General features: G+C 52.3%; 23 protein-coding genes and 2 pseudogenes. 10 read left to right on the forward strand and 15 right to left on the reverse strand.

Features of this window, described 5'->3' with window-relative positions:
* Positions 1-12: 12 nt before the first annotated feature.
* Positions 13-510, reverse strand: a complete 498-nt coding sequence (locus RJP21_RS16435; RefSeq protein ID WP_310860282.1) for a DinB family protein — start codon at positions 508-510, stop codon at positions 13-15.
* Between the two features lie 427 nt (positions 511-937).
* On the opposite strand from RJP21_RS16435, the pseudogene RJP21_RS16440 reads away from it, so the two are divergent.
* From RJP21_RS16440 to RJP21_RS16450, 3 genes and pseudogenes are all read left to right on the forward strand, one after another.
* A pseudogene (locus tag RJP21_RS16440) lies at positions 938-1423 on the forward strand (RrF2 family transcriptional regulator).
* A 134-nt stretch (positions 1424-1557) separates the two neighbouring features.
* Positions 1558-2991, forward strand: a complete 1434-nt coding sequence (locus RJP21_RS16445) for an MDR family MFS transporter (protein ID WP_310860220.1) — start codon at positions 1558-1560, stop codon at positions 2989-2991.
* 48 nt (positions 2992-3039) lie between these two features.
* Entirely contained in the window at positions 3040-3918 is an 879-nt protein-coding gene (locus RJP21_RS16450) for a class I SAM-dependent methyltransferase (protein ID WP_310860221.1), read from the forward strand.
* Positions 3919-4008: 90 nt separating this feature from the next.
* Here the strand turns inward: RJP21_RS16450 and RJP21_RS16455 are convergent.
* Together RJP21_RS16455 and RJP21_RS16460 are read right to left on the reverse strand one after the other, a co-directional pair.
* Positions 4009-4327 (reverse strand): annotated as a pseudogene (locus tag RJP21_RS16455) (transposase); the annotation flags it as partial.
* Between the two features lie 41 nt (positions 4328-4368).
* Positions 4369-5277 carry a radical SAM/SPASM domain-containing protein gene (locus RJP21_RS16460; protein WP_310860222.1) on the reverse strand — a complete coding sequence of 303 codons (909 nt, stop codon included), beginning with the start codon at positions 5275-5277 and terminating at the stop codon, positions 4369-4371.
* Positions 5278-5488: 211 nt separating this feature from the next.
* On the opposite strand from RJP21_RS16460, the gene RJP21_RS16465 reads away from it, so the two are divergent.
* From RJP21_RS16465 to RJP21_RS16475, 3 genes are all read left to right on the forward strand, one after another.
* Complete coding sequence (locus RJP21_RS16465) at positions 5489-6319, forward strand: protein-glutamine gamma-glutamyltransferase (protein ID WP_310860223.1); 831 nt, start codon at positions 5489-5491, stop codon at positions 6317-6319.
* 190 nt (positions 6320-6509) lie between these two features.
* Entirely contained in the window at positions 6510-7760 is a 1251-nt protein-coding gene (locus tag RJP21_RS16470; RefSeq protein ID WP_310860224.1) for a methyl-accepting chemotaxis protein, read from the forward strand.
* Positions 7761-7904: 144 nt separating this feature from the next.
* Positions 7905-8555 carry a TetR/AcrR family transcriptional regulator gene (locus RJP21_RS16475; RefSeq protein WP_310860225.1) on the forward strand — a complete coding sequence of 217 codons (651 nt, stop codon included), beginning with the start codon at positions 7905-7907 and terminating at the stop codon, positions 8553-8555.
* A gap of 39 nt (positions 8556-8594) precedes the next feature.
* Here RJP21_RS16475 and RJP21_RS16480 read toward each other — a convergent pair whose 3' ends face one another.
* Both RJP21_RS16480 and RJP21_RS16485 read right to left on the reverse strand, forming a co-directional pair.
* Positions 8595-9341: an SDR family NAD(P)-dependent oxidoreductase gene (locus RJP21_RS16480; RefSeq protein WP_160037708.1), complete on the reverse strand. Its 747-nt coding sequence runs from the start codon at positions 9339-9341 to the stop codon at positions 8595-8597.
* Positions 9342-9565: 224 nt separating this feature from the next.
* Positions 9566-11332, reverse strand: coding sequence for an ABC transporter substrate-binding protein (locus tag RJP21_RS16485; RefSeq protein ID WP_310860226.1), 1767 nt, complete (start codon positions 11330-11332; stop codon positions 9566-9568).
* A gap of 126 nt (positions 11333-11458) precedes the next feature.
* Between RJP21_RS16485 and RJP21_RS16490 the strand changes: the two genes are divergently transcribed.
* Positions 11459-11641 carry a hypothetical protein gene (locus RJP21_RS16490; RefSeq protein WP_310860227.1) on the forward strand — a complete coding sequence of 61 codons (183 nt, stop codon included), beginning with the start codon at positions 11459-11461 and terminating at the stop codon, positions 11639-11641.
* A 220-nt stretch (positions 11642-11861) separates the two neighbouring features.
* Here the strand turns inward: RJP21_RS16490 and RJP21_RS16495 are convergent, their stop codons facing one another.
* Genes RJP21_RS16495 through RJP21_RS16515 form a run of 5 tightly spaced genes read right to left on the reverse strand, consistent with a single transcriptional unit; the run spans position 11862 to position 16395 of the window.
* Positions 11862-13343, reverse strand: a complete 1482-nt coding sequence (locus RJP21_RS16495) for a HAMP domain-containing sensor histidine kinase (RefSeq protein WP_310860228.1) — start codon at positions 13341-13343, stop codon at positions 11862-11864.
* On the reverse strand, positions 13322-14017 hold the full coding sequence (locus RJP21_RS16500; RefSeq protein WP_310860229.1) for a response regulator transcription factor: 696 nt from the start codon (positions 14015-14017) through the stop codon (positions 13322-13324). The genes RJP21_RS16495 and RJP21_RS16500 overlap by 22 nt, the downstream gene beginning before the upstream one ends.
* A 25-nt stretch (positions 14018-14042) precedes the next feature.
* Complete coding sequence (locus tag RJP21_RS16505) at positions 14043-14813, reverse strand: ABC transporter permease (RefSeq protein WP_310860230.1); 771 nt, start codon at positions 14811-14813, stop codon at positions 14043-14045.
* Between the two features lie 14 nt (positions 14814-14827).
* Positions 14828-15670, reverse strand: coding sequence for a hypothetical protein (locus tag RJP21_RS16510; RefSeq protein ID WP_310860231.1), 843 nt, complete (start codon positions 15668-15670; stop codon positions 14828-14830).
* Positions 15667-16395, reverse strand: coding sequence for an ABC transporter ATP-binding protein (locus tag RJP21_RS16515; RefSeq protein WP_310860232.1), 729 nt, complete (start codon positions 16393-16395; stop codon positions 15667-15669). Before RJP21_RS16515 ends, RJP21_RS16510 begins: the two co-directional genes overlap by 4 nt.
* A gap of 175 nt (positions 16396-16570) precedes the next feature.
* Here RJP21_RS16515 and RJP21_RS16520 point away from each other — a divergent pair, with 175 nt between their 5' ends.
* Positions 16571-17344, forward strand: a complete 774-nt coding sequence (locus RJP21_RS16520; RefSeq protein WP_310860233.1) for a methyltransferase domain-containing protein — start codon at positions 16571-16573, stop codon at positions 17342-17344.
* A 202-nt stretch (positions 17345-17546) separates the two neighbouring features.
* Here RJP21_RS16520 and RJP21_RS16525 read toward each other — a convergent pair whose 3' ends face one another.
* The 5 genes from RJP21_RS16525 to RJP21_RS16545 all read right to left on the reverse strand — a co-directional run bounded on the left by RJP21_RS16525 (position 17547) and on the right by RJP21_RS16545 (position 22596).
* A complete protein-coding gene (locus tag RJP21_RS16525; RefSeq protein ID WP_310860234.1) occupies positions 17547-18683 on the reverse strand; it encodes a zinc-dependent alcohol dehydrogenase in 1137 nt (378 codons plus the stop codon).
* Between the two features lie 97 nt (positions 18684-18780).
* A complete protein-coding gene (locus RJP21_RS16530; protein WP_310860235.1) occupies positions 18781-19971 on the reverse strand; it encodes a GTP-binding protein in 1191 nt (396 codons plus the stop codon).
* A 21-nt stretch (positions 19972-19992) separates the two neighbouring features.
* A complete protein-coding gene (locus tag RJP21_RS16535) occupies positions 19993-21057 on the reverse strand; it encodes a metal ABC transporter substrate-binding protein (protein WP_310860236.1) in 1065 nt (354 codons plus the stop codon).
* On the reverse strand, positions 21057-21953 hold the full coding sequence (locus RJP21_RS16540; RefSeq protein WP_310860237.1) for a metal ABC transporter permease: 897 nt from the start codon (positions 21951-21953) through the stop codon (positions 21057-21059). The genes RJP21_RS16535 and RJP21_RS16540 overlap by 1 nt, the downstream gene beginning before the upstream one ends.
* Positions 21940-22596, reverse strand: coding sequence for a metal ABC transporter ATP-binding protein (locus tag RJP21_RS16545; RefSeq protein ID WP_310860238.1), 657 nt, complete (start codon positions 22594-22596; stop codon positions 21940-21942). Before RJP21_RS16545 ends, RJP21_RS16540 begins: the two co-directional genes overlap by 14 nt.
* Positions 22597-22859: 263 nt before the next feature.
* On the opposite strand from RJP21_RS16545, the gene RJP21_RS16550 reads away from it, so the two are divergent.
* Entirely contained in the window at positions 22860-23441 is a 582-nt protein-coding gene (locus RJP21_RS16550) for a TetR/AcrR family transcriptional regulator (RefSeq protein WP_310860239.1), read from the forward strand.
* 24 nt (positions 23442-23465) lie between these two features.
* Entirely contained in the window at positions 23466-24671 is a 1206-nt protein-coding gene (locus RJP21_RS16555; RefSeq protein WP_310860240.1) for an MFS transporter, read from the forward strand.
* The last annotated feature ends 129 nt before the right edge of the window (positions 24672-24800 follow it).

The raw sequence follows: 24800 nt of genomic DNA on the forward strand, positions 1-24800 counted from the left end.
TTCTGGCTGCTTTTAAACCGGCGGTTTGACCCCCATTTGCATCCAACCTTCCTTGGACGGGCCATATACCGCAGGGATATTTAATCCTGCTTGCCGCATAAGCACGGTGACCTGGCCTCGATGATGGACGATATGCTTAATCAATCCCATGAAAATGGACGCATTCGATTCCTGTCTTCCAAAAGCATTTCGGATGATCTTCAAATCGTCGTCCGTCCATTGTTCTTCAATCGCTTTGGCCGCATCGCGGCTTATTTTTTTAAAAGTCTCGGCGATTTCCTTTGCAGAGGGTATTACATCCGAATCAGGCACCCGCTCGGTCGCAAGACCAAATTCATTCAGGTAATCCGGGACATTCGTTACAAAATGCCACGCGATCCTTCCTAATGTGCGGCCTTCAGGATACACTTGCTGCCGCAAGGATCCATCGGTCAATGCGTCCAAAATGTTTTGGGTTAATGCAGCTTCCTTTTTCCATTCCGCGATCAAATCCGCAACCGGTACATACATCATGGATTCATCCCTTTCTTGAGTAACTTCCCCCGACTGCTTGATTAAAACAATCGGTCGGCTTATTTCAACTATACTCACTAATAGTGACAGGGATTGTCATAATCATGTTTTTTATTTGTAATTACGTGTGAAGTGCATGCCCCTTATAGTACACTCGGGGAGACTGAAATTCTAATGAACTATGGAATTACTCCTCTATCTTAGTGTCCGCTGAAACACATCACTTTACGGATCAAATATGGATTGTATGGCGGAAAATTCATGGATAACCCATACTATTTTTCATTTTTTCAACCTAAGGAGATGCAGCCGCCGATAGAAGCGAATTTCGGATCAAGAATTTCATTGCAAATTAGAGTTGAATCATTTATTATGGATATCGAAGATCTATATTAATGATAATTCTGTGAAGGGAGGGGGAAACTTGCAGTTCTCCAAAAGTACAGATTATGCCCTACACGCCTTAATTCATCTGGGAAACTCGGAGCGTTGCAACAACATCGGGATCAAGGAATTATCCGGGACACTCGGCGTATCCGAAAGCTATTTATCCAAAATCATGTCCAAGCTGAGGCAGGATGGAATCGTGCGTGCTGTCCCAGGGGTGAACGGTGGTTACGAGCTCGCACGGCCGGCGGATCAGATTACGTTTCTTGACGTGATTTAAGTGATTGAAGGAAGACAGAAGTTATTCGAATGTTCCAATTCGAGTTCGCGGCAGCATCGGTTGTTAGCGGAAGAGAGGGCTGCACAGCAGGAACTGAAACATCCGGAAAAAAAAGTATGCTTGGTTGAGAAAGTTATGTACGGCGCGGAACAGCATCTGTACCAATATTTGCGGGAACACACGATCCAGTCGGTACTGGATGAAGCTTTCAAGCGTTGTACCCATAGGGAAAACAAGAAGTGATACGCTTCTTGCGCTTTAATTATGGATATTGTAGGTCGTGCATGGTGGTGTTTGAAGGATGGAAAAGCAACTTTTGGATGTAACCATTGCGGTCATCCACAATGAGCTGAATACAGGGAGCTGGAGGAGAAAAAATGAGCACGATAACGAATATTAAGCGCGGACCGATCATGTTTGCCCTGATTATCGGCATGTTCGTCGCCGCTTTGAATGAGACGCTAATGGGCAACGCCCTTCCCGAATTGATGAAATCGTTTGGCGTATCTGCGGCAACGGTCCAGTGGCTTTCCACCGCCTACATGCTCGTCGTTGGTGTGCTTGTACCTGTAACTGCAATCCTGCAGCAATGGTTCACGACACGGCAAATATTTCTGTCGGCGATGGGCCTGTTCTTCGCGGGAACGGTCACCTCGGCGTTGTCGCCGGAATTCGGGGTGCTGCTTGTCGGGCGGATTATCCAAGCGATCGGAACCGGCATGCTACTGCCGCTTGTCATGAACGTCATCATGACCATTTATCCGCCGGAAAAGCGTGGAGGCGCAATGGGGATGTTAGGGCTTGTCGTCATGTTCGCACCGGCGATCGGTCCGACTATATCGGGTTTAATCGTTGACGGGCTTTCATGGCGCTGGCTGTTTTACCTTGTCCTGCCGTTTGCGCTGCTCTCCATTATTATAGGAGCCGTTGTTTTGAAAAATGTGTGGGAAGTTACGAAGCCGCGAGTGGACTTCTTATCCATAGTATTGTCGACGATCGGCTTTGGCGGAATCGTCTATGGGTTCAGCAGTGCCGGGGATCACGGCTGGTCGCAGCCGGAAGTCATCTGGACGATCGTAGCGGGCGGTGCGGCGCTGTTGCTATTCATCTGGAGGCAGCTAATATTGAAGCAGCCTGTCATGGATTTACGCGCATTTCAATATCCGACCTTTGCGCTTGTCGCGGTGCTGCTGCTTGTGCTTATGATGACCTTCTTCTCATCGGCCATCATGCTTCCGATGTTTATGCAAGGCGTACTTCTGGTAACGGCATTCAAGTCCGGTTTGATCCTTCTTCCTGGCGGGATTATCAATGGGTTCATGGCCCCGATCTCCGGCAAGCTGTTTGACAAGTTTGGGCCGCGCGTTCTGATCGTCCCGGGATTGGCCATCTCCGTCATCTCATTATGGCAATTTACCCGCTTCGACGAAACGACGAGCTCCGGCTTTCTCGTGGCCGTTCACATTGCGCTGATGATTGGCATCGCGCTAGTCATGATGCCTGCACAGACGGCTGGACTTAACCAGTTGCCAAGCCATCTGCACCCGCATGGGACAGCGATCTTAAATACATTGCAGCAGGTGTCCGGCGCAATCGGCACTGCCCTGTACATCAGTATTATGTCGAGCGGGCAGAAGCAGTATTTGAGCAATTCAAGCGATCCGCAGGCTCCGGCGGAAATCGCCAAAGGGCTTGCAGCCGGCATCAACAACGCATTCTGGTTCGGCGTCATCATCGCGCTCGTTGCGCTCGTGCTCGGTCTCTTTATCCGTAAAGGGAAGTCGTCGGAGCAAGAACAGGCGGCTGGATGAATCAGTTTGGGGAATTCATAAACCATAAGGAAAGCGTGGGGAATACTCATGGACGATTTTTTTAATGCAGCCCTATGGGAAAAAGCGTGGAAAGACGAGTCCGATTTGAAAATCGACAGGATGAAAAGGAATGGAATCGATCCTACCCGATCTTTTGATCATAAGGCCGCGACCTTCAACGAACAATCGTTTAGCGAAGAGGGGAAAAAACGAACCAAACGAATCATGAACTGGCTTGAAGGACAAGGCGTTCAATTCGAAAACAGCTCCATTTTGGATATTGGCGCCGCATCGGGCGTGTTCACGGTTCCGTTCGCGGAGCGAGGGGCCCGCGTAACCGCTGTAGAAACTTCTCCGCCGCTGATCGAATTGCTGGAAGAAAACATCTCGAACTTCGCCGAAGATCAGGTGAAGATCGTACCCGTACCGTTTGAAGATATTGACGTAGCGGCCAAGGGCTGGAACCAGGCCTTCGATCTCGTCTTTGTCTCGATGAGTCCGGTCGTGCACAATTGGGAGAGCGTGGAGAAGGTGCTCCAGTGCGCTCGAAAGTTCTGTTATATCAGCATGCCGGTACTTCATACGGAGCACAGCCTGGTGAAGGAGGTTTGGCCGCTCGTCACCGGTCAACCCTACCAATCGAAACTTACAGAAATGGGATATTTATTGCATCTGCTGTATCTTAAAGATTATGCATACGAATCGTTGATCACGCGCGAAGGGAAAACGACGGAAATCTCCAAAGAAGCGGCGTTGAAGGAAGCAATGACTTGGCTTGGCCATCACCGTCTGCCTGTTGACGAGCGGAATCGGAATATTATTGCCGACTATCTAGAGCAAGCCTATCCGTCCGGCAAAATCGTCATTCGGGAGGAAGGACGTTTTGGCAAAGTACTGATTCGATTGCAGGATCAGAACATGTATTAGAGAGAGATTTGAGTCTGACAAGGCGGGTTACGTATTCATTCCAGAAAAATCGGCTCCCAGTTCAACTTATCTTGTTCCCGCAGTGAAAAAATGATAAAGGGTCGTGAGAATGGTATAACCGACGGCAACCGTCGCGCGATCGGCTCCGCTCCGAGCGGCAATCCGATGATACGGTGCGGAAAGGTGCGTGTTCGGGTTCTCACGACCGATTGTGTTGCCTCGACAAGAGCATCACGCCGTTTTTTGTTGCCTTTTCGTGTTCGGCCGGACTTTCGTTTCCGGCACATTCATGGTTACCTGGAGAAATCCCTGCCCATGAACACAGATGGATATTAATTCTTCGGGTCGGTGCCGATTTCCGCCAAGATTTGCTCAGCATTTCTCGGCCGATACCGGGAATCGTATCCAAGCACCCTTTTTACTCCAGAATGATACATCATTATTTACAATTCACAGAGCTTCCTCCGCAAACCCATTCGCCTTATAGTTAAACCGCTTGCGGTACCCGCATTTCCGGCAAAGCTCCTCCACCACTTTGCGGCGGGAAAAGCCGTCGACGATGTTCGTTGCGCGTTCGCCTTCGATGATGTCTTTAAAAGGCGTTTTGTAGATATTGCCCAGATTGATGACCCCTTCCCCGTCCAAACAGCACGGGATGACGGTGCCGTCCGCGAGCACGCCCGCCTGGTTCCGCAATCCGTGGCAGAATCCCGGACCAAAATCCTCTTCCGCGTTCAAATCCGGCCATTCGAACTCATGGTCCATGTTGATGTAAATCCGGTCGGCGATTTTGATGCCTTTGCCCGGCTCGACCTTTTCCTCGATTTTATAATCCAAGCCAAATTCGTTTTCGATATATTCCAGCATTTCGCGGTTGCGCTGCTTCTCCAGGTTCGTGGCGTTGTCCATATCCAGGTTCCACAATCGAAGCGACACGATCAGGTTCGAGCTTGCCGTCGCTTCCTTCACGAAATTCAGCACTTTGGCGATGTATGCGTCTTTGTCCTTGGAACCGATATGCCCGTCGAAGCTGTGCAGCGAAAAGTTGATCTGGCGCAGCGCCGGTTTGTTCATCAGCTTGTGCCCCGCCTTATGCAGCAGCGTTCCGTTCGACGTGATGTTCACCTTGAACCCTTTTTCGTGGGCGGCATCGAGCAGCTGGTCGATGTGGGGATGAAGCAGCGGCTCCCCTTTGACGTGAAAATAAATATAATCCGTATACGGCTTGATTTCATCCAGCGTATGCTGAAATTGTTCAAGCGTAATATATTGAGTGGCTCGGTGCGTTGGCGGGCAAAACGTGCAGGCCAAATTGCAGCGGCTCGTCAGCTCGACGTAAAACTTTTTGAATTTCTTCATCTCGGTTACTCCAGTCCTCTGTTTCCATGTCAGATATTTTCGTAGAATCCATGCGATGACTCTCCCAAAAGTGTATATGAGAACCTGTAGGATCGCAATACGAACCCGAAGATCCGGCGTTTTTCCGTCTAAAAATCTGTTCATTTGACATTTCCTGGCTTGTATGCGTCATATGCTCTACTTAGGATAACGAAAGGAGCGGGATAAGGCAGTGATTCGAATCGGCAACGAAGAAGCGGTGCTGGAAACCGGGAGTTGGCCCCCGTTATGGCAAAAAATCGTTCATGCGAAGCGCAACAGCGCTACGGTATTCCGTTACGTTTCGCTTGGTCATTTGCGGTTTGAGCTGCGGCTCAGAACGGCCATCGTCGAAGCGGCCAAAGGGCTGAAGCGAAGCGGCGTGCAGTTCGAAGACTTTGAGCACTCCCATTGCAACGAGCGGTATTGGAATCTGAACCGTCAAGGAGGGTTTGAGCTAAGACCCGACGTCACGCCGGCCGAGGGCATCCGGGACATTTTCGTCAACGGTCCGCGGTACGGGTTCGAATGTGCGACGGCCATCGTGATCGTCCTGTACAAAGGCCTGCTGGATTGTATTCACGAAAGGGATTTTAATCGGATGTTCGCGGACCTGCTGCTGTACGATTGGCATTACGACAGCGATCTGCGCCTTATCGAAAAACAGGGCGTATCCCAGTCGTTTCCGGGCGACGTGCTGTATTTCAAAAATCCGGACGTCAATCCGCGGCAAATCGAATGGCAAGGCGAAAACACCGTCAAGCTTGAAGAGGACCTTTATTACGGCCATGGCATCGGGATCGTTTCATCCCAGGCGATCATCGCGAAGCTTAACAGACACCGGAAGCCGGGAAGCACCGTGTCCGCCTATCTGACCGACCAAGTGATTTCCCCCGATTTTCTTTACCTGTCCCAATACGAGGCAGGGGGCTCGGAAGTAAACCCCGAGGCGCTTGAGCAAAACTGGATGCAGGAAAGCGGCATCGTCTCGCGAATCGGGCGGCGGCGTTATTGGATCGCATAAACGAAAATGGCGGAAAAAGCTGGCGCGCTTGCGGCAGCTTTGTTTTTTTGCTCTCTTCGCTGCGAAAATATCGAATTATGTCAAAATAATCATCGGTTTTGGCTCATTTTGTAAACATTTATAGACCATAGAACCGGGTCGGTGCTATAATATGGTAGAATTAGTACATACTAAGGGGGTCTATTTTCCTATGTCGTGGTTAAAAAATCTGCCGCTTTCCCAGCGGGTTATTGCCGGGTGCTACATGGTCGCCGCTCTGTTCGCCCTGCCGGCGCTCGTCATCTTCATTCTGATCGGCAAGCTGATCATCGGGGTCGTATTCGTCGTCGTTTTGGCTGCGCTTACATTTCCCCTTGCCCGTTATGTGGAGAAAACGCTTACCTCCTCGTTCGAAAACATCGCCAACGTAACGGCCGCGATCGCCAAAGGCGACTTTACGAACCGCGTCGACGAAACCGGCTCCATGGGGGATGTCAGCCGTTCGTTCAACAGCATGATCGACAAGCTGAAGAAAATTTTGAACGAAGTATCCGGCATTACCCGCCGGGTCATCGATGCAAGCCGCGGCATCGCCGACAAAAACCAGGAGCTGAAAAACGTGATGGCCTCCGTCGCATCGGCTTCCAACGAGCTGGCGATCGGCGCAAACGAAATATCGGCCGATGTCGCCGGCATGACCGAATCGATCCAGGACATTGAATTGAAGGTCGGCAACTATGCCAAATCCACCAAAGAGATGAAAAAGCAGTCCGACCTGACGTTCGGCTTCGTGGAAAAAGGACGCCAGTCGGTCGAAAAGCAGGCGGAAGGCATGCGCAAAAACATCGAAGCGACCGAAAACGTCGCCAAAACGATCGACGCGCTTTCCAAAAACGCGTACGGCATTCATAAAATCACCAAAACCATCTCCGAATTGGCCGAGCAAACGAATCTGCTATCCTTGAACGCATCGATCGAAGCCGCCAGAGCCGGCGAGCATGGACGCGGTTTTGCCGTCGTTGCGCATGAGGTCCGCAAGCTGGCCGAGGAATCCACGTCATCGACCCAGGAAGTGTTCGGGCTCGTCAGAAGCATCGAGCAAGGCATCCGCGAAGCGATCGAGAACATTCAAGTGAACGAGGAAGTCGTACGGATGCAAAATGAAATGATCCGCGAAGCGGAGCAAATTTTTACGAACATCGTGGAAAGCGTCCAATACATAAACGAGCAGATCAACGCATTCTCCAGGGAAAGCGATGTCATGCTCGAAAGCGCGCAGAAAATTTCCGCCGCGATCCAGAACATTTCGGCCATTACCGAGCAATCTTCGGCGGGAACCGAGCAGGTGTCCGCTTCGATGAACGAACAGATGAAATCCATCGAAGCTGTCGTGGAGGAAACCGAAGCGATGAGACAAGCCGTGTTCCAGCTGCAGAAAACGATCCAGATTTTCAAGTTTTAGCGCCAGTGCCGCTTATCTTCAGCCCTTTGCCCGATTGAATCCTTCTCCTTTCTGTTATATGATGGATAGAATTACAACGTAAAATGGACTTGCCGTCTTTATGGGGTCCATTTTATTCAGCAGGATTTTTGGAGGAATGAAGGCATGGCTTCAGCACAACAGCAACGACTCGACCCGAGGGTCGTACGGACGCAAAGGCTGCTCAAAAACGCGCTGTTCGACCTTCTGGAGGAACATAATTATGAACAAGTCACCGTGCAGGATATTGCCGACCGGGCGACCGTCAAACGGGCAACGTTTTATCTGCATTATAACGATAAACAGGATCTCGCGAACCAATGCATTGCCGATCTGCTCGCCGAGTTAAGCGAATCGATCCGCAGTTCGACCGAGGATCCGATGCAATTCGATTTTCACAGCGGCAAACCCCACCCGATTTTCATCCGGATGTTCAAGCATGTCAGCCAAAATTTTCGCCAGTACCAAGCTTTGCTTGTCCAAAACCGGATTGCGGCGTTTACTGCAGGTCTGCTGGACGTTCTTCACAACTTTATTTCCGCGGGCATCAATATGACCGAACCGGACGATTCCAACTTGTCTGCGCGCAGGGAAGTCGTCATCAAATATGTCGAATCGGCTTTCCTGGAACTCATTATATGGTGGGTCGAAAATCAAATGCCTTACAGCGAAGAGGAAATGGCCGAAATGTTAATGAATCTTTCCATTTTAGGCCCTTACCGGGTCCGCCCTTTTGAAAAATTGAATCAAATGAAAAATAACCCCGACGGACCGTAATCCGTCAGGGTTATTATTTTTTTGGCCGCTGCCTGCCGTTTACAGGGCCGTCCAACCGCCGTCGATGACAAGCTCCGCCCCGGTCATGAAACGGGATTCGTCCGATGCCAGGAAAAGCACGCCGTAAGCGACGTCTTCCGGGTTGCCGAAGTAAGGGAGCTGCGTAAACGTTTTGTAGTATGGCTCCGCTTCCCCGAACGTGCCTGCCGTCATCGGCGTCACGATGATCCCCGGATGCACCGAGTTGACCCGGATGCTCTCTTTCGCATATTCGACGGCCGCGGCTTTCGAAATCGAACGCAGAGCGCCTTTCGCCGCCGTGTATGCGCTGGAGCCGGCCATGCCGACAAGGCCGCCGATCGAGGAAATGTTGATGACGGAGCCGGAGCCGTTCTTTTTCATTTCAGGGATGGCGTATTTCATGCCCAGCATGCAGCCGTTCAGGTTGATATCCATCACTTTGTTCCACTTGTCCATTTCCAGGTTGGCGATGGTCATCGTGGAAGATACGCCGGCGTTGTTGACAAGCACGTCGACTTTGCCGAATTGTTTTACGGTTTCTTCGATAATGTGTTTCCATTCTTCTTCCGAAGCGACGTTATGTTTGAAGCCGAGCACTTCCCCGCCGCCGCTCTTGATTTCGTTTACAATTTCATTCAATGCCGTTTCGTTGATGTCGGTAGCGACCACTTTGGCGCCCTCCCGGGCAAACAATTTCGCTTCGGCTGCGCCCATTCCGTTGCCTGCTCCTGTAATCACCGCTACTTTACCTGCCAAACGTCCCATGTCCATCTTCCTCTCTATATGATGCCTCGTTATGTTGTGTAATCGATTACGATCAAATTATACACCCGTTCGTCTAATTTGTGAAGTATTTTACACAATGTCATTTAACAAGGATCGAAATGGGGAGCATTGAAATAGACATCTGAAATATAGGAGCGTGGTTAAGACTAGATCTCGAAAAAATAAGGGAACTCCCGTATCGACAGGAGCTCCCTTATTTATTGCTAATCATGTTTTTCCAGCCAAATATCCTTGAAATCCACCCATCCAAGCGGATTGAGGCTCATCCCGCGCACGAACGGATGCAGGAAGGCGTCAAGCTGCCGGTGATGGAGAAAAATAACCGAGGCTTCGTCGCGCAAATATTCCTCGATTTCCCGGAACGTCATTCGTCTCGCTTCTCCGCTCTCCGCCTCCAAGGCGTCGTCGATCCGCGATTTGATCCAGTCCATGCGCTCTTCATCCAGGTACAGCCGCAATCCGTTGATCCCGTTCTCATACGTCTCGATTTCGCATACCTCATCTTCGGCCAGCACGATGCTGGATAGGGTGCAGTCGGCTTCCTTCCAATTTTTGTGGTTCTCGATTTCGACCCGGATCCCCCACTCCGACAAACGTTTCCGAATCCATGCCGCGTCATCCTTGTATTTGTCATAAACCGCGAGACGGACCGGCCTTCCTTCATAACACGATTCCTTCAAAGCTGCCTTAACGCGTTCGGGCCGGATCGGGTCGATGACGCGGCCCCGGCTCTCACCCGGGCGGAATCCGAAAGCGGGAAGGATGCGGGGGCCTCCCAGCTCCGCGATCATCTCGCCGGGATGCAATATCATCTTTACGGCCCTGCGGAAGGCTTCCGACTGCTGCGGGCCTTCCCGCTTCACGTTCCAGCACAACATCGTGCAGCCTTGTCTAAGGTCGGGAACCGCTCCCCCCCGATCTTCCTGTCTATACCGGTCCATCATATGCAATACCGAGGTAAAACCGACCGATTCCGGGTTGCAGTCCGCAGGCATGATGACGATATCGACGCCGTCCAAATACGGGCGGCCCTGATAATAATGGGAATGCGCGGCGAGCTCGATGCGATGTTTGGAAAAGGAGACGACGCGAAACGGACCGGAGCCGAGCGGCAAGTTCCAGAAGTTTTCTTCCTCCTGACCGGCGAAATCGGCAGGCAGGATCGAAACCCCGACCGAGCACATGAACCGGTCGAAGATGCGGTTCGGTTTGCGGAGCCGAATCCGCACAACGCGCGGCCCCAGCGCATCGATCCGCTCGACTTCGCGAAGCAGCCATTCGTTTTCCGTGTTGCGGCGCAAGCGGTTCAGGGAAAACAACACGTCGGCGGATGTCATCTCCTGGCCGTGATGGAAACGAATGCCTTTGCGCAAATAAAACGTCCATTCGGTCGCCGCCTCGTTATGGCTCCAGTGGTGGGCGACGCCGGGCACGATTCGGCAGAGCCGCTCATCGTAGGTCAGAAGCCTGTCGAAAATTTGTCTTTGCAGATGCGAATCGAACGCAAAGCTTGCGATCGCGGGATCGAGCGTCCGCGGCGGATACAGGACGGGAAAAATCAAAGTGTCCGTCGCAGGGGAGCCTTCGGCGCCTTCTTCTTTTTTATAGCCGAAATGACCGTTCAGCCAATCGAGGAATCTCTCCTTGGCTTGCGTTCCGCCACTATAGGAGCCTATTTTTTCGAAAGCGTGCCGGTAATCGCCATCTTGGGCGAGTTCGATCGCCAGATTCAACAAAAAATCTTCTTTTCCCTCTTGAAACGTGATACGCGAATAATTGCCACGGCCCCGGCCCGGGAGCCAGTCGACCCACCCCTCGTCGACAAGCTTTCGCAAGATCAGCTTTGCGTTCCTCACGGTGCAATACAACGCTTCGGACAAATCCTCAAGCGTCACTTCGATCGGGACACCGCTTTCTTTTCCGTTCGAAAACCGGCTGTGGAGCATTAAATACTGTTCTTTGATCAGCATGGAACCTTCCCTCCCAAACGCAATGCCATCATAAAAGGGGAAAATCATTTCGGTAAGTATACACTTTTTTGCCCCTTTTGAACAGCGCATAATGAAAGCAGATCAAATGAAGTGGAGGAAGCAACCATGCTCGAATATTACACGTATCAAAAACTGCTCGAATATGACCAGGCCGACCGCAAAAATCCCGTAAAGATCCGAAGAGAGCAGGAAAGACAAATGGCTTATACGGCTAAACGGGACCAAGGCACCTTTAGCCAATGGTTTGAAACTACGCTGGGATTGTTCCATAAGCCGGAGCGGCGCTAAAAATACCGACTTGAGGCGTTAAGGCATAGAAAAAGGGTATCCTGCGCGGCGTTTGGCCCGTCTGAGATACCCTCCGTTTTTGATTCGTTGTTTTCCCCTTTTCATGTTTCCCTTTTTTGGAGCCATTTTTTCGCCGTTCGTCAGGCCGGGATCGCCCGGATCCTTCAAATCAAGGTCCGGGATCGCCTATACCCGGATCCCGCCCACGCCAAAATTCGGTTTAATGTTCCTCATCATTTGACGGCGGGGCGTCCGTCAGGATCGTAAAGGCTACGCAAGCTCCGCCCTCCTGACGGTTTAATGCGCGAATGCTGCCTCCGTGCTTCTCGACGATGGCTTTGGCGCTATAAAGCCCCAGGCCGGTTTGCCCTTTGTCCCCCCGGTAAAACTTTTTGAATACATGAGGGATGTCCTTATCGTTGAAGCCGGGGCCGTTGTCGCATATTTCGAATTGCAGCGCGGATGCGATCCTCACGATCCGAACGCCAAGCCAGCCTTCTTCTGCCGGCAAATATCGAAAGCTGTTGGCGATCAGGTTGTCCAGCACTTGACTGATCCGCTGCACGTCCATAAATACGGCCTCTTCGGCATTCGGCACGAGATCCTCGTATTCAATGCTGAACCGTACCCGCCGGGAACTGCACATGAAACCGATCTCACGCTCCTTGTCCTGCACGAATTGCCGTAAAGAGACATGCGCTCCCCGAAGCGGAAAATATTCCAGATCTTTTTCGGAAGCGATCTGTACGTCTTGAATCAAGCGGTTCACCTTGCGGATGTTGTCTTCGATGACTTTCAGATGGCCTTCGGCTTGGCTCCGGGGCATATCGGGCGTATCCGCGAGCAGCTCTACGTTGCCTTGGATAACCGTCATCGGCGTGCGGAAATCGTGGGCGATCGCGTCCATCATGTCCCTGCGTTCCTGCTCCAGCTTCCACTCCCTCAGCAAGGCGTCCTTGAGGGCGCTGCGCATGTTTTCAAACGATTCGGTCAGCTTGCCCAGCTCATTGTCCGCCTTATAACTAATCGTAAAATCAAGGTCCTGATCGCGGATGCGTTTGGAGGCTTCAATGAGATTATGTACGGGTCTGGCAATCCGTTTTCCGAACCTCGCAGCAAACAGAGACGTGAACAAAGCGACGTATAAAAACGGCGAGACGACGAAATAAAGGACGATGGCGAGGTTGATCCAGTTGGAACCCGACGCGGCGGTGGTCGCTTCCAGCTTATAGCGGAACAGCATAGCCCCTTTTAAATCCCCTGCCGCCGACATGACGGGCACGCTCCGGATAAACATTCCGCCAAATGATTTCGTCGTTCCGGCCGATTTGGTCGTATTCAGGTTCTCGATCATCGCTTGCTTCGTTGGAAACTTGCGTTCCTGCATCGTTCCATAGAGCGGTTTCCCGGAAAGATCGACCGCCTGGTATTGAATTCCGTCGCCCGGAATCCGTTTTTCCAGCTCCGGCCGGCTTATCGGATCGAGGATCGCGTCTCCTTGCGATTTGACGTATGCAACGAGAGAAGGGATTTTGTTTTCATAACTGTTCGCAGGGCGTATCCATTTGTTCGAAACGATCCAGCCCACGCCGAAAACAAGCGTAATGACCGTGCACGCCACGCTGAAAACCATGATCCATATGAAGGTGAGAATCAGCTGCCGCTTGATGGGCATACGTTCTACGAATCCGATCTTTCCCATTTGTAGCCGACCCCCCAAAGCGTGGAAATATAGCTGTTCAAAGGATCCCTTGCGCCCAGCTTGGCGCGGATCTTTTTGATGTGCTCCGTCACGGTGCTCGCGTCTCCGCTCGCTTCGAGCCCCCAGATCCGGTCATAAATTTGTTCCTTGGAAAAGACCTGTCCGGGATGCAGCGCCAGCAGCTCGACGATGTCGAACTCTTTGGCCGTCATCGGCACGACGGATTCGTTGACATGCACTTCCCGGCCTTTCAAATCGATGCGCAGCCGTCCATACCGGAGCAGGGACCGTTCCGCGGAGCTTTCCCGCATTCTCCTGCTGCCGCGCAGATGGGCGGCCACTCTCGCTTTAAGCTCCCGCAGGCTGAACGGCTTCGTAATATAATCGTCCCCGCCGATGGACAACCCTTGAATCCGGTCCGCTTCCGTCTGCTTCGCGCTGACGAACAGGATCGGGCAATCCACCTCGTCGCGGATCATCTGGCAAAGCTCAAAACCGTTTATGCCCGGCATCATCACGTCAAGAATGATCAGATCCGGCGCCTCGCCGAGCCGATTCATCGCTTCGGTTCCGTTTGAAGCGGTCAGCACCCGATATCCCTCCGCCGTCATGGCCTGCTCCATCAGCGACACGATTTGGGCCTCGTCGTCGACGATCAGTATTTTGTCCTGCATGTAAAATAATCTCCCTGCTTCCGGGCTATTTCACCCAGTTTCTTCGATTCCACCACAACATTGTAACGGCAAAACCTAGGAATATACAACCGAATACCGGCAAAAGAAAGGCATGAACGTACCGGCCGGCCATCCATTGGAAGACGGTGCTCATTCCCATCAGCAAAAATCCGAGCGTGTCCGAAACGTACAGGCCGCCGACAGCCACTCCGATCCAGCCGAGATAACAAATGATCGGGCTCGGAAGCAGGGTGCAAAGGGCCGCGGTCACGCTTAATTGCGCGAGCAGAATCAGCAGAAACAATCCGTAGGATTCCAGGTTGTATATGAATGCGCCGGCAGGGCCGTAAGCCTGTTCCGGATTCAGGTACACGACGGAGTCGACGCTTGGTTTGAGCAGATGCCCGAAACCTTCCCCAACGGCAAAGGTTACGGCCACAAACAGCAGCATGATGACGGCCAGATTGATCCATTTTGCCGCAAACAGCCGCAGGATCGATATCGGGCGGATCAGCACCAGACGCAGCTGCCCTCCGTGATATTCGCCGTTAAAGCTGTCGATCATCAGGATCGGGCCGATAATCAGCACCAGAAAAAATGAGACTTCCTTAAGCAAAAAAAGCGAAAAATTTTGTGCGGTCAAAGGCACCGACGATACGTTATCGAACGCGCCGAACGACTGCACGCCCAAAAACAGGCAGTCGAGCAGCACGATCGCAACAAAAATCAACAAACTGACAAAAGTTTTTTTCCGTTTCCATATCCGCTGCCAGTCGCTTTGCAAAAGCTGCATCATGATCCATTTCCTCCTTATATGAAGCGATCCGATTTGGTGAAGATGAGACGGGCGGCTGCCGTAAACACCGCGATATATCCCGCAAGTATAAGCACCATCCACAGTCCGGCATGCCATCCCCTTACCGCCGCGCTGTCTGATAGCATGATCGCGATCCCGCTAAATTGGATTTCCGTCAGCGAGACGTATTTCAGCATGGCTGGCCAGCCGAACCCCGTGACGCGGTTGAACATGTCATAGATGAGCGGATATCCGAGGGAACAAAGCAAAAATCCCATGCCGAAGCCAATGGCCGCGGTCGACGAACGGGAGACGACGCCGATCGCGATAAAGACGGCTGCCGTTCCAACGATCGAGGCATAAGCCATCCCGTAATAGCTGAGCGTATAACCGATCATGTATTTGCTTGAAACGGTATGATCGTAATAAAACAACGTCTGCTGCGGCGAAGATTCGAAAAAAACGTAACCGGCGATTGCCGCCGAAACCAAATAAACGATAAAAAACAAAGCCATCATGGACGCAAAAGCCAGCCATTTGGCCCAAAATATTTGCGAGCCGCCGTATGCCCTCAGCATGACGAGCCGCAGCTGGCCCGAACGGTATTCCTCCGTAAAGGAAACGGTCAAAAGCACAAGCGCCACGACGTTAAACACGACGATCAGCTGCTCGATCATGGCCATGACCGGAAAGTTTTGCGCCGTCGTGTGCTCGGGACTTCCAAGCGGAACGGACGCGTTATGGCCGATGTAATATTTAGCCGTCAGGACAATGATCAGCGGAATGGCGATCAGGAACAGCCAGGCGATTTTACGTTTCCACAAACGTTCCCATTCGCTGTGAAATAATGCCCTCATGTGGTCATCATCTCCACGAAATGGTCTTCCAGGCTGCTCGTTCCGGCCATCTGCAGCCACGCTTCCTGCGTGCCCTGCCATACGAGCCGGCCTTCCTTGATGATGACGAAGCGGTTGCAGATCCGCTGCAGTTCGTCAAGCAGGTGGCTCGATACGAAAAAGGTGATGCCGTACGTTTGGTTCAGCTTCAGAATCAGGTTGCGCAGCTCGCGAATCCCCATCGGGTCCAGCCCGTTGGCCGGTTCGTCCAAGATGATGAGCTTCGGGTTTCCCAGCAGCGCTTGGGCAATGCCGAGGCGCTGCTTCATGCCCAGGGAATAGGTTTTGACTTTATCGCGTCCGCGCCCGTCCAGCCCGACGGTGGCCAGAACCTCGTCGACGCGTGCGGCGCGGTTTTCTTTCGGGATGCCTGCATGCAGTTTCACGAGATTCAGCAAGTTGTCCCTGCCGGACATATATGGGAAAAAGATCGGCGATTCCACGATGGCTCCCACCTGGCCAAGCGCCTTCATCCGGTCCCGCTGCACGTCGAAACCTTCGATGCGGATGGTGCCTTCGCCCGGTTTGACCAGCCCCGTAATCATGCGGATGAGCGTTGTTTTGCCGGCGCCGTTCGGGCCGACGAAACCGCAAACATCCCCCTGCATAATTTCAAAGGACATGTCGCTTATAAGCGTCCGCCGTCCTGTTTTTTTGGTTACATGTTCGATTTCCAGTACTCTCATTATTAATTCCCCTCCTGGAATTTATAGTAGAGGGCAATTCTAAAGAATTTATAACGTCCGCTAATTTCTTAGAAAATGTAGCCAATCTGCCTCGAATGTTTTATAATACACATGAATCATCCCATTTTATAAAACATGGTTTCATTATATGAAACTAAAAGGAGGAGTTTCTGTTATGCCGATGGATTTTCATGATCCAAGAAACCAAACTTCTTATACGACCCGCGTCGCGGATGCCTCTTGGCTGGAGCTGATTTCCAAGCAAGTGGCGCTAAAAGGAAAATGGGCGGCGGATATTGGCTGCGGCGGAGGAATCTATACGAAAGCGTTGCTTGCCCTTGGAGCCGAGCATGTCATCGGCGTCGATTTTTCGGCGGAAATGCTCCGGGGGGCGAAACAAAATGTAGGCGAAACGCATGAAGTGGAGTGGATTCAAGGCACTGCAACCGAGACGACGCTGCCTTCGGAGCATGTCGATGTCGTGCTGGAACGGGCGCTGATCCATCACCTGAACGATTTGCCTGCATGTTTTCGCGAAGCCCGAAGAATTTTGAAAACCGGCGGCACGCTGATCGTGCAGGATCGGACGCCCGAGGACAGCGTATCCCCCGGATCGGTCACCCATATTCGCGGGTTTATATTTGAAAAATTTCCCCGGCTTGTTGAAACGGAGGTTGCGCGGAGGCATGATTCAAAAAAAGTAACCGATGCGCTTCGTACTAGCGGATTTCGGGAGGTTCATGAGCTGACATGGTGGGAGACACGTAGGGTGTATGATCGTCCCGAGGCATTGTTCGAGGATTTGCGGCGGCGCACCGGACGTTCGATTTTGCATGAACTTTCGGATGCAGAGTTGGAAGAGCTGATAACGTATATTGATGGAAAAATAAAAGGATCCGGCCCGATTGTCGAGAAGGATCCTTGGACGATATGGTTCGCCAAGCGCTAAAGCTTCATCGCGGCTGCCCGTGTTCGGGCAGCTCGTCTTCGAACGGAAACGGAAACTTTGATTTTCACTCCTATACATATTGTATTCCGTAATGACTTTGGGGCCGGTTTCAGTTATTTTGCGGGGACCCGGAATGGATATATAAGAAGAAAAACGGATCCGCCGTATTTTCACGGGAATCCGTTTATACTTCTCAACCTCGCTAAGGTTTCAGCACCACTTTAATGCAGTTGTCTTCCTTGTTATCGAAAATGCGGTATGCATGCTCCGCTTCCGACATGGGAAGCCGGTGCGTAATGATGTCGGTGGCGTCCACTTCCCCGGATTTGATCATTTCAAAAAGATCCGGCATATAGTGTATGACGGGGGCTTGCCCCATTTTGACCGTAATGTTCCGTTCGAACAAATGGCCAAACGGGAACAGGTTGTATTTTAATCCGTATACGCCGACGACCGAAATCGTGCCGAACTTGCGGACGATGTTGGCCGCCATGTCGAACGCCCCCAGCGAACCGCCTTGAAGCTTCAAGGCTGTCTCGACCTTTTCCATCGGCGTGCGCTTCGCATCAAGTCCTACGCAGTCGATGACGACGTCGGCGCCGCCTTTAGTCAGTTCGATCAGCTGCTTGTCCAAGTCGTCGACCGCTCCGAAATTGTACGTTTCGACGTTGTTATGTTTTTTGGCGTGTTCCAGCCGATAGTCGACCTGGTCGACGGCGATGACGCGTTTCGCCCCTTTTTGCCAGGCGAATCTTTGGGCAAGCAGCCCGACCGGTCCGCATCCGAGCACGATGACCGTGTCCCCCGGCTTCACGCCGGCATGATCGACGCCCCAAAAGGCCGTCGGCAAAATGTCGGACAGGAAAAGAATTTGCTCATCCTCCAGCTCGGCGTCCTTCGGCACGACAAAGGGAATGAAATTCCCGAATGGAACCCGCATCAGCTCGGCCTGCCCGCCGGCATAACCGCCGTAAGTTTCCGAATAACCGAAATACCCGCCCGTATCCTTTGCGTCGTTGGCATTGTCGCATTGGCTTTCCATCTGGTTTTGGCAGTAGTAGCATTGTCCGCATGCGACGTTAAACGGAATGATGACCCGGTCGCCTTTTTTGACGCGCGTCACGTCCGGGCCCACTTCTTCCACGATGCCCATCGGCTCATGGCCGATGACATAATTGTCGTACATGCCGGGAATTAAACCGTGATACACGTGAAGATCCGAGCCGCATATCGCGGTCGTCGTTACCCGGACAAGAATGTCGTCCTTTTTTTCAAGTCCGGGATCGCGGATCTCCTTTACCTCCACCTTTTTTCGTCCTTGGTACGTTACGGCCTTCATGCTCCAACCTCCATGGCTGTTTTCCCCTAGTCTGCCCGGATGTTGGAACACCCATCCCATGGTTGTCGGGCAAAGCTGAGCCGGTTCGCTTTTTGGCTTAAATGGCCGCCCATGGCAGCGGATTGCGGAACCGCGACCAGTCGAGGCGCATTTCCTCCGGCGTGAGCAGGCAGGCATCCAGCTGCCGTTCGATTGCTTCGCGATCCAGATCGATTCCGATCAGAACGATTTCGTTCATCCGGTCGCCCCAGGTCGGATCCCATTTGTTTTTGAGGTCGGGTTCGGCCGCCAAAATGTCGCGCTGCTCGGCTTCAGGCATCGCCGCCAGCCAATAACCCGCAGGGCCGAACTGAATCGACGGTCCCGCCTGGCTGAAGGATGCGGCGACATCGTCCTTGACCGCCAGCCAGACCAGTCCTTTGGCCCGGACCACCTCGGCAGGCCAGTCCGCCATCATAGCCGCCAGCCGTTCCGGATGGAACGGGACGCGTTTGCGGTAAACGAACGAGCCGATTCCGTATTCCTCCGTTTCCGGGGTATGATGATCCTTTTCCAGCTCCTGGATCCATCCGGCGGACATGCTCGCTTTTTCGAAGTCGAACAATCCTGTATTCATGATTTCGGACGGGCTTACCCGGCCGTTTACGGTCCGGATCAGTTTGGCCGAAGGCTGCAGCTTGCGGAGCAATCCTTCCAGCCGGCCGAGCTCCTCTTCGCCCACCAAATCGCATTTGTTCAGCAGCAGCACGTCGCAGGTTTCGATTTGGTCAATCAGCAGGTCGACGACATCCCGGTCGTCGTTTTCACCCGAAGCCTCCGCCCGGTCAAGCAGGGACTCGCCTGACGCAAAATCCTTCCAGAATCGGTGCGCGTCCACCACCGTTACCAAGCAGTCCAGGCGGGCATGCTCGGCCAGGTTGATGCCGGAGGTTTCGTCCGCATAGCTGAAAGTTTGGGCAACGGGAATCGGTTCGGAAATGCCCGTCGATTCGATCAAAATATAATCGAACCGCCCTTCCTCCGCCAGCTTTTGCACTTCCTGCAGCAAATCGTCGCGCAAGGTGCAGCAGATGCAGCCGTTGGTCATCTCGACCAGCTTCTCTTCCGTGCGGGACAAGCTGGATCCGGATTGCACAAGCGCTGCGTCCACGTTGATTTCGCTCATGTCGTTTACGATGACGGCTACTTTCAATCCTTCACGGTTGTTCAGGACATGGTTCAGCACCGTCGTTTTGCCTGAACCGAGATACCCGCTCAATACGGTAACCGGCACGATGTTTCGAGTCATTTGGCGTTTCCCCTTTCGTCCCTATTCATTCAGCGCTTTTTTCAGCGCCTCCAAATTCGCGCGCATGACGGAAATATAATCCTTGTGCTGCGCTTGCTCGTCCGCGGTCAAACCTTCGAGCGGGTTCAAAACGGCCGTTTGGGCGCCAAGCTCCTTGGCGATCGTATCGGCAACCTGGGAAGAAACAAGCGTCTCGAAGAAAATCGTTTTGACCTGATGCTCCTTTGCGAATTTCACGACTTCCGCCATCGCGGAGGCCGACGGTTCCTGCTCCGGCGACAGCCCGGCAATCGGCACCTGCGTTAGACCGTAAGTCTTGGCCAAATATCCGAAAGCGGCATGCTGGGTAATGAAATCTTTCCGTTTTGCGTTTTGCAGCTCCTTCTTGTAATCCGCATCCAGCTGTTCCAGCTTGGCGACGTAGGCGTCCGCGTTTTTCGTGAATTGCTCTTTATGTTCAGGAGCTTTTGCGATCAAGGCAGCTTCGATATTCCGGACTTCCTTGACGGCTAACTGCGGCGAAAGCCATACATGCGGATCCAATCCTCCGTGATCGTGATCATGATCGTGCTCATGCTCGTGGGAATGATCGGCTTCCGCAGCATGATCTTCCGTCGTAACCTGTTCTTCGCCGTCCGCATGCTCCGAATGCGCATCATCTCCATGCTCGTGTTCTTCCTTGCCTTCGATCAAATCCAAACCCTTGCTTGCTTCGACGACGCTCAGGTTTTTATTGTCCGAACTGCCCAAAATTTGATCGACCCATCCTTCCAGGCCGGCGCCGTTATAGACAAGCACATCCGCCTTCTCGATATTTTCGATGTCTTTCGGAGTAGGTTCCCAATCATGAGGCTCCGTATCCGCCGGGATCAGCAGATGAACGTCCGCCAAATCGCCGGCAACCTGGCTGGCGAATTCGTACATCGGATAAAAGCTCGCTTCGATTTTCAGCTTTTGATTTTGCGTCGTTGCCGGTTCCGCTCCGGCCGGCGTCGAAACCTCCTCCTTTTGGCCGCAGCCGGAAATTAGAAAGGCCAACGCCGCGATCGTAACTGCGGATACAATCGGAATCCATTGTTTCTTCATTATTTTAAAGCTCCTTCCGTAACGTTTGATGGGTTTGATTCGTATGATGGGTTTGCTGCTGTGCGCCTGGTTCCCGTTTTGGCGAAACGCCGTTTGGCCCCCAGCTTGACGACGCGCTTGACCGTGATGCCGACCAACAGGATGGCAACGAGAATCAGCGCGATGGTTCCCCCGGGCGGGGTATCCGTGTAATACGAAACGGACAAGCCGCTGAACACGCCGATCATGCCGGTGGCGACCGCAAGAATCGCAGCCGACGTGAAACCTCCTGCAAAACGGAGGGCAAACGCCGAGGGCAAAACGATCATGGATGACACGAGGAGCACGCCGACGATCGGCATCGCCGCCGCGACGATCATGCCCGTGACGACCGCGAAAGCGAATGAAAGCAGCTTGACCCGAACCCCGCTGACTGCAGCCGTATCTTCCTCGAACGTCAGGCTGTAAAGCGGTCTGCGCAGCAAAACAAAAAACAGGAGCCCGGCCAGCGTTACGGCCGCGATGATGATCAGCTGCGTCCGGCTTACCGCCACGATGGAACCGAACAGATATGAGGTTATGCTTTGGTTCAGGCTCGTCTTCAGGCTCATCAGCACCATCGCCAGCGCAAGACCCGAGGTCATGATGATCGCCACGGGCAATTCGCTGTAAGAGCGGTACGTCCGCCGCAGCTGCTCGATGACGATGCCGCCCAACACGGCAAACAGGAATCCGCATAATATCGGACTGAAATGAAGAACGGTGCCAAGCGCAACTCCTGCCATCGAAACATGCGAAAGCGTATCGGACATGAGGGACTGCCTTCGGAGCACGAGATACACGCCAAGTACCGGCGCGATGAGCGAAATGAGTCCGGCGGCCAAAAACGCCCGCTGCATAAATTCATATTGAAACATCGCTTTCTTCCTTCCCTTCCAGATAAATCACGCGATCCAGGTAATCTCGGGCTTCGTCCAGGCCATGAGTCACCATAATAACCGTCCTGCCTTCTTCTTTGGCCAGCTGTCGCATCCACTCGTAAAATCGTACCCGGCTCGCGGAATCCATTCCGGTTACGGGCTCATCCAAAACGAGCAAATCCGGCTGCTGAACGATCGCTCTCGCAACACACGCCTTTTGCTTCTGCCCTCCGGACAACTCCCCGATTTTCCGGTTTCTCAGCTCCCACAGGCCTGCCGCTTTCAGCGCCTCTTCGACTCGTTCATGCTGCTCCTTCCGGAAACGGCGGAACAATCCCAGCTCCGGGAAACATCCCGATCGGACCAATTCGATGACCTTGCTGGGAAAACCGGCATTAAAGGACGCGGCCTGCTGCGGAACGTACGCCACCCGGCTTTGGCCAAGTTCAGCCGAAAATCGTACCGTGCCGCTCCATGGTTTCAGCAGCCCGAGCATCAGCTTTAACAGCGTCGTTTTGGCCGCCCCGTTCGGGCCGGTGACGGCAATGAATTCTCCGTCATGAATATCCACGGATACATTCCGGATCACAGGTTCATTTTCGTATCCAAACACGATATCGCGTAATGAGCAAAGGATCATATGTATCCTCCTTGTTTTGATTTAATAGTAATAATTACGATTTAAAAACAGGCAAAAAAAAATCTCTACTGCTTACGCACATGTTTGTACGAACGAACCAGCTCTCATTTATTCGTAATTATTACGTTTAACATTAAAACATACATTTTTCTCGCTGGCAAGTTGTTCGTAATAATTACTATTAAAAAAATTATGCCCTTGCTTCTCCTGGCATCATCTGTTAAGATAACTGACGAACGTTCGTTAGCTGGAGGTGCTATGATGTGAAAGTCGATGAAATCAAAGAAGCGGCTTTGAAGTATTTTACGATTCATGGCTTTGAAGGAGCCTCCCTTTCCCAAATCGCCGAAGAAGTCGGCATGAAAAAGCAGTCCCTTTACGCCCACTTTAAAGGAAAGGACGATCTTTTTCTGCACGTGCTGCGGGATGCAAAAGAAGCGGAGCTGACGTCGAAGCTGGAATATATGGAGCGAATCGACGCGTTCCATCCGGAACGGGATTTGTACGGATTTTTGCGGCTCGTCATCGATTTGTTCCAAAAAAACGAGCAGCTGAAGTTTTGGCTGCGCATGTCCTTCTTCCCGCCCGCGCATCTTGCGAAAGCCATCGAAAAGGAAGTCGTCGACATTGAAACAGAAATTCAGGAAAAACTAGAAAAAAAATTCGAGGATTGGATCGAAGCAAAGACCATTTACGGAGAAACGGCCAAAACGCCCACGCTTGCCTTCCTCGGAATCGTCGATTCCATGTTGATCAGCCTGGTCTACGATAATGACGAAGGGCGGCTGGAAGATAAATTGCAAGCCTGCTGGAGCGTATTTTGGAGAGGCATTTCGCATCCTTGATTTTTACGGAAAGAGTGTTGAGATATGAAAAAACCAATCAAAGAGCAAAAAGCGGTCCTGCTGATTCTGCTGAGCAATGTTTTCATTGCGTTTCTGGGGGTTGGCCTGATCATCCCCGTCATGCCGTCCTTTATGGACATGATGCATTTATCGGGAAAAACGATGGGTGCCCTTGTCGCCGTCTTCGCCGTGTCCCAGCTTGTGATGTCCCCGCTTGCAGGGCGCTGGGTCGACCGCTACGGCCGTAAAAAAATCATCGTCATAGGGCTGTTCCTATTCGGAGTATCCGAATTGATTTTCGGGCTGGGCACAAACGTCTGGGTGCTTTATCTGGCAAGGGTTCTGGGCGGGTTCAGCGCCGCCTTTATCATGCCAAGCGCGACCGCGTACGTGGCGGACATTACGACCGTCGAGGAACGCCCGAAGGCGATGGGATACATTTCCGCAGCCATTAGCACCGGCTTTATTATCGGCCCCGGCATCGGCGGCTTTATCGCCGAGTATGGCATTCGCGTGCCATTCTTTTTTGCGGCGGCCATCGCCTTTTTAGCGTGCGTTTTCTCGATCTTTATTTTGAAAGAACCGCTGACCAAAGCGGAACTCGCCGAAATGGCATCGAACTCCAAGCAAACCAGCTTTATGGGCGATTTGAAAAAATCGCTGCACCCGCTCTACTTTATCGCGTTTATCATCGTATTTGTGCTTGCGTTCGGCCTGTCGGCTTACGAAACGGTGTTCAGCCTGTTTTCCGATCATAAATTCGGCTTCACGCCGAAAGACATCGCGGCCATCATTACGATCAGCTCCATCTTCGGAGTCGTGGTGCAGGTATTTATGTTTGGAAAAATGGTGGACGTTCTCGGTGAAAAAAGACTCATCCAATGGTGTTTGATCGTCGGCGCCGTTTTGGCGGTGGTCTCGACCTTCATCTCCGGATTTTTGACGGTTTTGGTGGTCACGAGCTTCATTTTCCTGGCCTTCGACCTGCTGCGTCCGGCCTTGACGACGTTTTTGTCCAAAGCCGCCGGGAAAGAGCAGGGATTCGTCGCAGGCATGAACTCGACGTATACAAGCCTCGGCAATATCGCCGGACCGGCCGTCGGAGGCATTTTGTTTGACGTAAACATCCACTACCCCTACCTGTTTGCCGCCGTCGTCATGGTCATCGGCCTCGCCATTACCGTCATGTGGAAAGAGAAACAATGGGGAGAAAACGAACCAAACGCTTAATCTGTACGCCGATGCCGGTCTTCCGGTACGGCGTATTTTTTTCGGGCTGATCTTCAGAAATAATTCAGATTTTCCTTTGCTTGTTCCCAAGAAATTTTTTTTAGCATGGGGATATGTAAAAGCAAGGGA

It is taken from the genome of Paenibacillus sp. VCA1 (assembly GCF_031583795.1).
Classification (GTDB): Bacteria; Bacillota; Bacilli; order Paenibacillales; family Paenibacillaceae; genus Paenibacillus_AQ; species Paenibacillus_AQ albilobatus.

Excerpts from the sequence above, each read along its gene's own strand:
- RJP21_RS16475 (WP_310860225.1), top strand. The coding sequence starts at position 7,905 with ATGGCTTCAGCACAACAGCAACGACTCGACCCGAGGGTCGTACGGACG.
- RJP21_RS16470 (WP_310860224.1), top strand. The coding sequence starts at position 6,510 with ATGTCGTGGTTAAAAAATCTGCCGCTTTCCCAGCGGGTTATTGCCGGG.
- RJP21_RS16450 (WP_310860221.1), top strand. The coding sequence starts at position 3,040 with ATGGACGATTTTTTTAATGCAGCCCTATGGGAAAAAGCGTGGAAAGAC.
- RJP21_RS16515 (WP_310860232.1), bottom strand. The coding sequence starts at position 16,395 with ATGAGAGTACTGGAAATCGAACATGTAACCAAAAAAACAGGACGGCGG.
- RJP21_RS16520 (WP_310860233.1), top strand. The coding sequence starts at position 16,571 with ATGCCGATGGATTTTCATGATCCAAGAAACCAAACTTCTTATACGACC.
- RJP21_RS16490 (WP_310860227.1), top strand. The coding sequence starts at position 11,459 with ATGCTCGAATATTACACGTATCAAAAACTGCTCGAATATGACCAGGCC.
- RJP21_RS16435 (WP_310860282.1), bottom strand. The coding sequence starts at position 510 with ATGTATGTACCGGTTGCGGATTTGATCGCGGAATGGAAAAAGGAAGCT.
- RJP21_RS16460 (WP_310860222.1), bottom strand. The coding sequence starts at position 5,277 with ATGAAGAAATTCAAAAAGTTTTACGTCGAGCTGACGAGCCGCTGCAAT.
- RJP21_RS16495 (WP_310860228.1), bottom strand. The coding sequence starts at position 13,343 with ATGGGAAAGATCGGATTCGTAGAACGTATGCCCATCAAGCGGCAGCTG.
- RJP21_RS16445 (WP_310860220.1), top strand. The coding sequence starts at position 1,558 with ATGAGCACGATAACGAATATTAAGCGCGGACCGATCATGTTTGCCCTG.
- RJP21_RS16525 (WP_310860234.1), bottom strand. The coding sequence starts at position 18,683 with ATGAAGGCCGTAACGTACCAAGGACGAAAAAAGGTGGAGGTAAAGGAG.
- RJP21_RS16510 (WP_310860231.1), bottom strand. The coding sequence starts at position 15,670 with ATGAGGGCATTATTTCACAGCGAATGGGAACGTTTGTGGAAACGTAAA.
- RJP21_RS16530 (WP_310860235.1), bottom strand. The coding sequence starts at position 19,971 with ATGACTCGAAACATCGTGCCGGTTACCGTATTGAGCGGGTATCTCGGT.
- RJP21_RS16480 (WP_160037708.1), bottom strand. The coding sequence starts at position 9,341 with ATGGGACGTTTGGCAGGTAAAGTAGCGGTGATTACAGGAGCAGGCAAC.
- RJP21_RS16545 (WP_310860238.1), bottom strand. The coding sequence starts at position 22,596 with ATGATCCTTTGCTCATTACGCGATATCGTGTTTGGATACGAAAATGAA.
- RJP21_RS16485 (WP_310860226.1), bottom strand. The coding sequence starts at position 11,332 with ATGCTGATCAAAGAACAGTATTTAATGCTCCACAGCCGGTTTTCGAAC.
- RJP21_RS16500 (WP_310860229.1), bottom strand. The coding sequence starts at position 14,017 with ATGCAGGACAAAATACTGATCGTCGACGACGAGGCCCAAATCGTGTCG.
- RJP21_RS16535 (WP_310860236.1), bottom strand. The coding sequence starts at position 21,057 with ATGAAGAAACAATGGATTCCGATTGTATCCGCAGTTACGATCGCGGCG.
- RJP21_RS16540 (WP_310860237.1), bottom strand. The coding sequence starts at position 21,953 with ATGTTTCAATATGAATTTATGCAGCGGGCGTTTTTGGCCGCCGGACTC.
- RJP21_RS16505 (WP_310860230.1), bottom strand. The coding sequence starts at position 14,813 with ATGATGCAGCTTTTGCAAAGCGACTGGCAGCGGATATGGAAACGGAAA.
- RJP21_RS16555 (WP_310860240.1), top strand. The coding sequence starts at position 23,466 with ATGAAAAAACCAATCAAAGAGCAAAAAGCGGTCCTGCTGATTCTGCTG.